The following is an 8,171-nucleotide window of genomic DNA, read 5'->3' as shown; positions in this document are numbered from 1 at the left end:
TAAATGGACCAGTTGTTGGTAAATTGAATAGAACAATTTATTCTGCTCGATGTGCACGTGGTTTTGCAACACTTTATGCGAGTGGTCTTGATATGATTGAATTATTAAGAATGGTATCAATTATTATTGGAAACGTAGTTATTGAAGAAAAATTCCAAGATGTTATACAAAAAGTTAGTAGGGGAGAATATATATCAACCTCACTTGAAGATACCGCGGTATTTGATCCCATGTTTACATCAATGGTTTATATTGGTGAGGAATCTGGATCGATTGATACTATTCTAGATTCTGCTGCTAACTACTTTGATGAAGAAGCTGATGCAGCTTCTACTAGATTAGTGTCATTACTAGAACCAATCATGATGATTATCATGGCTTTAGTTATAGGATTCATTGTTGCGGCAGTTATGTTACCAATGTATGGAATGATGCAGCACATTAGTTAGTGAATAAAAAATAAGGAGGAATTGTTGTGGCATACTTAATAGAAGTAGGGAATACCCAATATAAAATTGTAGATGCAGTCTACAAGAAAAATCAAATTACGATTGAGAGTTTTAAAACAGTTTATTCACTAATGGATCAAGAGAATTTGCATCAAATAGTGACAGAACTACAAGATAAAAAAACAAAGAAAGCTACAATGATTGCGAATAATACAAGTGCATTTTATCGTGAATTAAAAGTACCTGTACTAGATAATGATAAAACAATTCAAATCATCAAGAATGAATTGCAAGCATCTCAAACATTATCACAAGAGATGTTGCTTGATTTTGTTGATATTGGAATGTCTGAAGAAGATAAATTAAGAAAAATATTAGTGTGTGGATTACCACTATCACTAGTAGCATCTTATGAAAAAACACTTGCTGATATTAAATGTAAAAAAGTAAGAACAATAGAAGTAGGTAATAGAGCTTTATTTAATTACATTTCAAAAACTTCAATTAAAGAAAATACGCAACCATTTATAACACTTGAAATAATTAATGGTTTATTAAAAGTGTTCTTGTTTGATGGACAAAAGTTCGTTTTATTAAGAAGTGCACGTATTTCGTTTGACAACTATGAAGGATTACTTGCGACTATCAAAGAAGAAATTTCAATGATGCAACAATTCCAAATGACACGTCATTATCAATCTAAAATTGAAGCAATCTACATGTTTGGTGATTACAATGGATTTGATAAACTAATTGTAGATTTATCACAATCTTTACCAATGGCAATTGAAGTAATGCCTGCAATTGATAATCTACAAGCACCAGAAGATTTTAATTACTTATCATATATTCATATCTTAGGATCACTTGCTGGTAATCCAAAGAATTTAAACTTCGATAAGTTGTATTCAGATTATTTAAAACAAGAAAAAGCAATGAACCCAACTAAAAAGAAATTTCTTATACTTGGTGGAGTTAGTGTTCTAGTTCTAGGTGGTATTTATGGTGGGCTATTCTATTATAATGACCAAATAAAAAATCAAATTGCTATTGAGCAAAACTATACAACAAATGTAGAAACAATAGAAAAAGTAACAAAGGTATTAGAGGATGAATCTATTATTTCCGCATATAAGACAATAGTAAATGAAATTACTAATGCTCAAGCAAACTTAAATATTATTCCTACTATTAATTCATATACTGTACAAGTTATATTCGGGTATGAAGGAATATCTATAAATGGTATGTCATCAGATCTTGGAATATTTACAATTGATATTAGTGCTGCTGATCCACATACTCCAACTTATTATGCAGATTATCTTAAAAATTCAGGAATCTTTGAATCAGTTGTATTTAATCAAATAGGAATAAATGAACAAAGTGGTGATTATAATTTTGCGGTAATTGCTACTATGGGAAGAGGTGAGTAATGATGAATTTAACTAAACGTGAGAAATTCTTATTAGGCATGTTGGCTGTAATTACAGTAATTTCGGTTTATGTAGTATTCTTATTATTACCTCTATATAACGATTTTAATTTAAATAAAAAATCTTTAACTGAACAAGAATCATTACATAAAACTATGGATGAAACAGTTGCTCGTTATGGAACATATGACCAAGAATTATTAGATGCAAAAACCATTGCAGATGAAAAATTAGGTGAAATATTACCTGGGCAAGTTAATGATAAAGTTTATGATTATTTAATAACATTAGCAGAAGCTAGTGGAAATAAAATAATAGGAAGTACAATAACTGATCATGCAATTATGCTTGTATCACCAGAAATCCCAGTAGAAGCAGAAGCAGATCCAGAAGTTATAACAACTTATTCTTTAAAAGATGCATTATATTTAGTTAATGGAATACAACTTCCAGAAGAATTTAATCCAATCATAAATGAAGTTTATTTAGATGTTAATTTGATAAACATTGAAATAAGTGGTAATCAAGAAACTGTGGGTGCGTTTTTAGATTCAATTATTAACGAAAGCAAAACCATGAAAACAGTTGGATTAGCAAGAAATGCCAAAGATGATACATTTACTGTTACGGTAAAAGTTTATAGCACACAAGGAATGGAGTAATTTAATGAGTAATAACCAAAGCAAAAAAGGAGCAGTTTTGCTTTATGTCATCATGATATTTTGTTTGATGACTATTTTAGGCACGGGCATGATATTCTTGGCAAACCATAATACTAAAATGACAAAGATTGAAATGAATGGCGAACAAGTTTATCAAAGTGCACTAAGTGGGTTAGAAACTACATTAGATGCTTTTACAAAAGATACTGTAACTGGTAAAGCAGTGGTAGATCAAATACGAGCTAGTGGTGGTATTTTACCATTGTCATTAAGTGGATATGATTCTGCTAAAATGGGGGCAATTGAGGTAACAGTTGCATGTGCTACTAGTGATGCTAGTACATGTACTAAATTGGTTGTAAATTCTACAGCTACTTTAAACGGGTTAACTAGAACAGTTACAGGATATATAAATATCATTGAAGGTGGAATAGATAAACCACTAGTGGTGGTAAATGTTCCGGACATTGATGCTAATGGAAAGAATACTCAAGTATGTGGTTTTGGTTGGAAACCTGGTAAAGAGGATGATTGTAAATTTGGAAAAGACATCGAAAAAGAATTTCAACAACCAGGAAGCAAACCTAATATAGATACATATAAGAAATATGTAACACAACTAACTTCCAACATTACGAAAGACTGCAATTATAATAATAATGTAAATAAAAAAAGCTGTAATTATAAAGACAGGTATAGTGCAAATATGACATTTGACATTAGTGGGGGGACCATTTATGTTAATATAGCGAATCAAATTGAAAATTTATCACCACTTAATATAACGGTAAAAGGTGGAGAAACGGATAATTTACTTGTTTTCTTATTTAATGAATTATCTATAAAACAAGGTTCAATTGGGAAAATAGAAGATGCGGATAACATTGTATTCATGGCAAAAGGTGAAGGAGACATTGATTTGGATGCTGAGCAAGGAGCAATTACTATGAATGCTTGGATACTTGCACCTTTTAGTGAAGTAGATGCTGAGGGCAGTAATGCGAATATTTATATAAACCTATATGGCGGATTAATAGCGAATAAATTAGAATATGGGAAATTCGCTAATTTATTTGGTGTAAAACCAAGTGCTAATCTATTGAACTTAATTTCTGAAGCTGGTATTAATGTTGGTGGTGGATCAGGAGGTGCAATGTCTTTTGGAAAAACATATGACAAATAAAGGTTTTACATTAATAGAAGTTATTGTATCTGTTGGAATATTAGCTGTGACATCAATTTTATTTATAACGGTGTTTTCGAGAATGTTGGAAATTACGGTAGCAAATAAAAAAATAAATGAAAGTAGTTTGAATGCAGCAACTCAAATAACAAATGAGAACTATACTTGTGATGGCCCAAAAGTATCGATTTCATATAATGGGCAAATCTTTAAAGCAAGTGACACTGAAAGTTACACAGGACAAATGTGTACTAGTAACAGTGCTTTAAAGTATAAATTATTTAGAGCTATAAAATAGTAAGGAATGCAAAGATGAACAAAAAAGGAATGACGTTAATAGAACTTATAGTTTCGATTGCGATAATAGGGATTATCATGACTTTTGTTGCGTCTGGTTTGTTGCCTGTCATTCAAAACTATGGAGTAAATAAAAAAATAATCGAAGGAAAAGATGTAGCAAACAATGCATTAGCTTACATCAAGAATGAGATAAGAAATGCAAAAGGATCCATTAGTGTAGGTGGAAGTCCTTGTGATGCATCTGCCTATTATTCTGGTAAAACTATTAGTTTATATGGAATGGGGACCCAAAGTAATCTAACTTTTAATGGAAATGATTCGGTGAGTCTATTTTTTACTACAGAGGCTAATAAAGTTAATGTGACTGTTAAAGTTGATGGTTACACTGCTAAAGGAAGTTATGCACCATATAAAACTCCGGCAGCAGTTATAAAGTCAGGTGGAGCTGGTGGCTCAATTTGTATAGTAAAAGAAGCCCCTACAACGGAGTAGAGACTTCTTATTAAAAGAAACTTGTTAGATACCAATTAATTAGTTGGTTACCATATAGTAAGCAAAATAGAATTCCAAATATTAAATGAGGACCTAAAGGCATTTCTGTTTTTAATGAAATTTTCTTTATTCTAGTTGTGATTATTCCAATCACACTAGCGGTAATAGAACCTAGCATCATGGCAAATAATATGTTTTGCCATCCAAGAACAAAACCGGCAGCACCCATTAATTTTACATCACCATAACCCATTCCTTTAGTTGCATATGCGATAATAAGTAATGGAATACAGACAATTATGGCACCAATAGCCTTATCAAGTAATTGAGTTGGGTGTAAGATTAATAGTAGGATACCACATAGAATACAAATGATATGAGTCCTGTCTGGGATAATCATAGTTTGTAAATCAATAACGGCAGCCATTATTAATATAGATGCAAATATAAAATAAATTAAAGTATCAAATGTAATTCCGAATTTTAAATAGATTAGAAGAAAACAAATTGCAGTAATTGATTCTACTATTGGGTATTGGATTGATATAGGTTGGTGGCAACTTTTACATTTACCACGTAAGCCAATCCAACTGAATAGTGGAATTAATTCATACCACGATAATGTGTGATTGCATTTAGGGCAATGAGATCTTCCTCTAGATATTGGTTCTTTGGTTTGGTATCGATAGATACAAACGTTTAGGAATGAACCTATAACTAGTCCTAAAAGTATTGAATAAATAGTTAGTAGAATTTGCATAATAACCTCACTTATAAAATTAACTACTAAAAGCATAACACAAAACGTAAATAAAGGAGAGATACGTATGGAAAAAAATGTACCTATAGGTCAATTGTTACTAAGTAATGATTACATTACAATGGATCAATTGAATGATGCCCTTGCAAAACAAAAAATGCAACCAGGCAAACGTTTAGGAGACGTATTAGTTGACTTAGGTTATGTAAAAGAAAAGGATGTATTAAAGCTTTTAAGTAAAAAGTTGAATGTTCCTTACATTGAAAACCCAGTTTTCAGTGTTGAATCTGATGCGATTAATTTAATTCCAGAAGATTTATTGATGAAATCAAAAGTATTGCCTTTATATGTACGTGAAGGTGTTTTGTTTGTTGCGACAGCAGATCCGTTAGACTTCTATAGTATTGAAGATATAAGAGTTGCGACAGGTATGAATGTCGAGTGTATTATTTCAAGTAAAAAAGAAATTGAAGAAGCTCAAGATAAAATCTTCACTCGATTAAAAACAAGTGATGCATTAAATACATTGCACCAAGAAAATAATGTAACAGCTGCTGATGAATTAAATGCAGATATGTTAGAAAGAATTGATGCAGCTCCAGTAGTTAAGTTATTAAATAATATTGTAAGTGATGCGATACAAAGTAATGCGAGTGATATTCATATTGAACCAGAAGAAACAAAAGTAATTGTGCGTTTCCGTATTGATGGGGACTTACGTGTAAATATGGAGTTACAAACAAATTTACATCCATTACTTGTGACACGTTTAAAGATTATGTCAGGAATGAATATTGCAGAAAAACGTATTCCACAAGATGGGCGTTTCAAATTCCAACATGGTATAACTGAAATAGATATGCGTGTATCGTCTTTACCAACGATTTATGGTGAAAAAATAGTTATGCGTTTACTAGGAACTAATCAAGATGTAAGTTATAACTTTGAAGATATGGGCTTTAGTGCGAAAAGTATAAATACTATTCATGAGTTAATTAAATATTCAAATGGTATTATACTTGCTACAGGTCCTACCGGTTCAGGTAAAACAACTACTCTATATACAATGTTAAAAGAAATTATTGATCCTAAATTAAATATTGTAACGGTAGAAGACCCAGTTGAAAAACGAATAAATGGTGTTAACCAAGTACAAGTTAATAACAAAGCAGGATTAACATTTGCATCGGGATTACGTTCAATTTTACGACAAGATCCAGATATCATTATGATTGGTGAAATTCGTGATGCTGAAACTGCAGAGATTGCTGTACGTGCATCAATAACTGGACACTTAGTTATATCAACATTACATACTAATGACTCATTCTCATCTATATCACGTTTAGTTGATATGGGGGTTGAACCTTATTTGTTAGCTGATTCATTACGTGGTGTAATTGCACAAAGACTTGTAAAACGTATTTGTCCACATTGCAAAAAAGAACATCCTGCAGATGATACAACAAGACGTCTTCTTAATAGTCCAAATCTTCAAACGGTATATAAAGGTGAAGGATGTCAATTATGCGGTGGAACAGGATACCGTGGACGTATTGCGGTAAATGAAATATTTAGAGTTACACCAGATATTAAAAAAGTTATTATTGAAAAAGGTAATGATGTAAAAGCGATACGTGATTATGCACGAGGTGCAGATATTATCACGATGAGAGAAGAATTATCAGAACTAGTAAAAGATGGTACTACAAGTGTAGAAGAAGCTGTTAAGATTCTATACTCTATTGAATAGGAGCGAACATATATGATAGAAGAATATTTACAGTTTGCAAGACAAAATAATGCATCAGATCTTCATATCACAGTAGGGTTGCCAGCAATGTTACGTGTTACTGGTAATTTGAAACCAGTCAATGATGTACCGTTATCAGAAAATGAAGTTCTTGTTTTGGTTAAGTCTATGATTAGTGATGCACAATTTAATAAATTAATGACTGGTGATGATTTAGACTTTACTTATGTATCACGTGAAGGATATAGAAACCGTGTAAACATTTATCGTCAAAAAGGTAGTTTTGCAATTGCGCTACGTTTACTTAATAGTTCTATTCCAACTTTGGAATCGTTGGAATTACCAGAAATACTTGGTAAGCTTGCGATGCTACAAAGAGGATTAATCCTTGTAACAGGGCCTACGGGTTCTGGTAAGTCAACAACACTAGCAGCAATGATTGATGTAATAAATAGAAATAGACGATGTCATATTCTTACACTTGAAGAACCGGTTGAATATGTACATAGTCATAAGTCATCAATGATCAATCAACGTGAGATTGGTACAGATTCATATAGTTTTGCACATGCATTACGCTCAGCATTGCGTGAAGACCCTGATGTAATACTAGTAGGAGAAATGCGCGACTTTGAAACTATATCACTTGCACTAACGGCAGCAGAAACGGGACACTTAGTATTATCTACACTACATACAACTAGTGTCGCACAAACTATTGACCGTATTATAGATGTATTCCCACCAAATCAACAAAACCAAATACGACTTCAATTATCGGTGTGTTTAAAGGCAGTAGTTGCTCAACATCTATTACCAAAAATTGATAATAGATCACGTTGTGCAGCGTTAGAAATTGTTGTTACTAATGAAGCTGTTGGTAATATGATACGTGAAGGAAAGACATATCATATTCCAAGTGTTATGCAAACTCATCCAGGAGATGGTATGCAAACAATCGAAATGTCACTAGCAAGATTAGTAAGAGAAAACAAAATATCAATGGAAGTAGCGATGGAACATTGCTCAGATTCTCAGTTATTACGTAGACTGGTTAATTCCATCATATAACCGTTATATAACCACATGGGCAAATGGTTGTTGAATAATTCGTAGTAAAGTCTTATAATAGGGGT

General features: G+C 32.0%; 9 protein-coding genes. 8 read left to right on the top strand and 1 reads right to left on the bottom strand.

Features of this window, described 5'->3' with window-relative positions:
- The 6 genes from RR430_RS03915 to RR430_RS03890 all read left to right on the top strand — a co-directional run.
- Nucleotides 1-449: type II secretion system F family protein (locus tag RR430_RS03915; protein ID WP_332508686.1), on the top strand; the 449-nt coding region annotated here is incomplete at its 5' end.
- 26 nt (nucleotides 450-475) lie between these two features.
- On the top strand, nucleotides 476-1,885 hold the full coding sequence (locus tag RR430_RS03910) for a hypothetical protein (RefSeq protein WP_332487706.1): 1,410 nt from the start codon (nucleotides 476-478) through the stop codon (nucleotides 1,883-1,885).
- Entirely contained in the window at nucleotides 1,885-2,547 is a 663-nt protein-coding gene (locus RR430_RS03905) for a hypothetical protein (RefSeq protein ID WP_332508685.1), read from the top strand. Before RR430_RS03910 ends, RR430_RS03905 begins: the two co-directional genes overlap by 1 nt.
- Nucleotides 2,548-2,551: 4 nt before the next feature.
- On the top strand, nucleotides 2,552-3,730 hold the full coding sequence (locus RR430_RS03900) for a hypothetical protein (protein WP_332487708.1): 1,179 nt from the start codon (nucleotides 2,552-2,554) through the stop codon (nucleotides 3,728-3,730).
- Nucleotides 3,708-4,028: a type II secretion system protein gene (locus tag RR430_RS03895; RefSeq protein WP_332487709.1), complete on the top strand. Its 321-nt coding sequence runs from the start codon at nucleotides 3,708-3,710 to the stop codon at nucleotides 4,026-4,028. Before RR430_RS03900 ends, RR430_RS03895 begins: the two co-directional genes overlap by 23 nt.
- Before the next feature lie 14 nt (nucleotides 4,029-4,042).
- Nucleotides 4,043-4,522: a prepilin-type N-terminal cleavage/methylation domain-containing protein gene (locus RR430_RS03890; protein WP_332508683.1), complete on the top strand. Its 480-nt coding sequence runs from the start codon at nucleotides 4,043-4,045 to the stop codon at nucleotides 4,520-4,522.
- Between the two features lie 10 nt (nucleotides 4,523-4,532).
- On the opposite strand, the gene RR430_RS03885 is transcribed toward RR430_RS03890, so the two are convergent.
- Nucleotides 4,533-5,282 (bottom strand): prepilin peptidase, encoded by a 750-nt coding sequence (locus RR430_RS03885; RefSeq protein WP_332487711.1) that lies wholly within the window; start codon nucleotides 5,280-5,282, stop codon nucleotides 4,533-4,535.
- Between the two features lie 67 nt (nucleotides 5,283-5,349).
- On the opposite strand from RR430_RS03885, the gene RR430_RS03880 reads away from it, so the two are divergent.
- On the top strand, nucleotides 5,350-7,035 hold the full coding sequence (locus RR430_RS03880) for a GspE/PulE family protein (RefSeq protein WP_332487712.1): 1,686 nt from the start codon (nucleotides 5,350-5,352) through the stop codon (nucleotides 7,033-7,035).
- Between the two features lie 12 nt (nucleotides 7,036-7,047).
- On the top strand, nucleotides 7,048-8,106 hold the full coding sequence (locus tag RR430_RS03875; protein ID WP_332487713.1) for a type IV pilus twitching motility protein PilT: 1,059 nt from the start codon (nucleotides 7,048-7,050) through the stop codon (nucleotides 8,104-8,106).
- The last annotated feature ends 65 nt before the right edge of the window (nucleotides 8,107-8,171 follow it).

The sequence above is a fragment of the Anaerorhabdus sp. genome (genome assembly GCF_036641015.1).
Taxonomy (GTDB): domain Bacteria; phylum Bacillota_I; class Bacilli_A; order Erysipelotrichales; family Erysipelotrichaceae; genus Anaerorhabdus.
This window is presented reverse-complemented; position numbering and strand designations above follow the sequence as displayed.

Bases quoted from the DNA above. Each gene is read 5' to 3' on its own strand.
- RR430_RS03905 (WP_332508685.1), top strand. From the start codon at position 1,885: ATGATGAATTTAACTAAACGTGAGAAATTCTTATTAGGCATGTTGGCT.
- RR430_RS03900 (WP_332487708.1), top strand. From the start codon at position 2,552: ATGAGTAATAACCAAAGCAAAAAAGGAGCAGTTTTGCTTTATGTCATC.
- RR430_RS03890 (WP_332508683.1), top strand. From the start codon at position 4,043: ATGAACAAAAAAGGAATGACGTTAATAGAACTTATAGTTTCGATTGCG.
- RR430_RS03885 (WP_332487711.1), bottom strand. From the start codon at position 5,282: ATGCAAATTCTACTAACTATTTATTCAATACTTTTAGGACTAGTTATA.
- RR430_RS03880 (WP_332487712.1), top strand. From the start codon at position 5,350: ATGGAAAAAAATGTACCTATAGGTCAATTGTTACTAAGTAATGATTAC.
- RR430_RS03875 (WP_332487713.1), top strand. From the start codon at position 7,048: ATGATAGAAGAATATTTACAGTTTGCAAGACAAAATAATGCATCAGAT.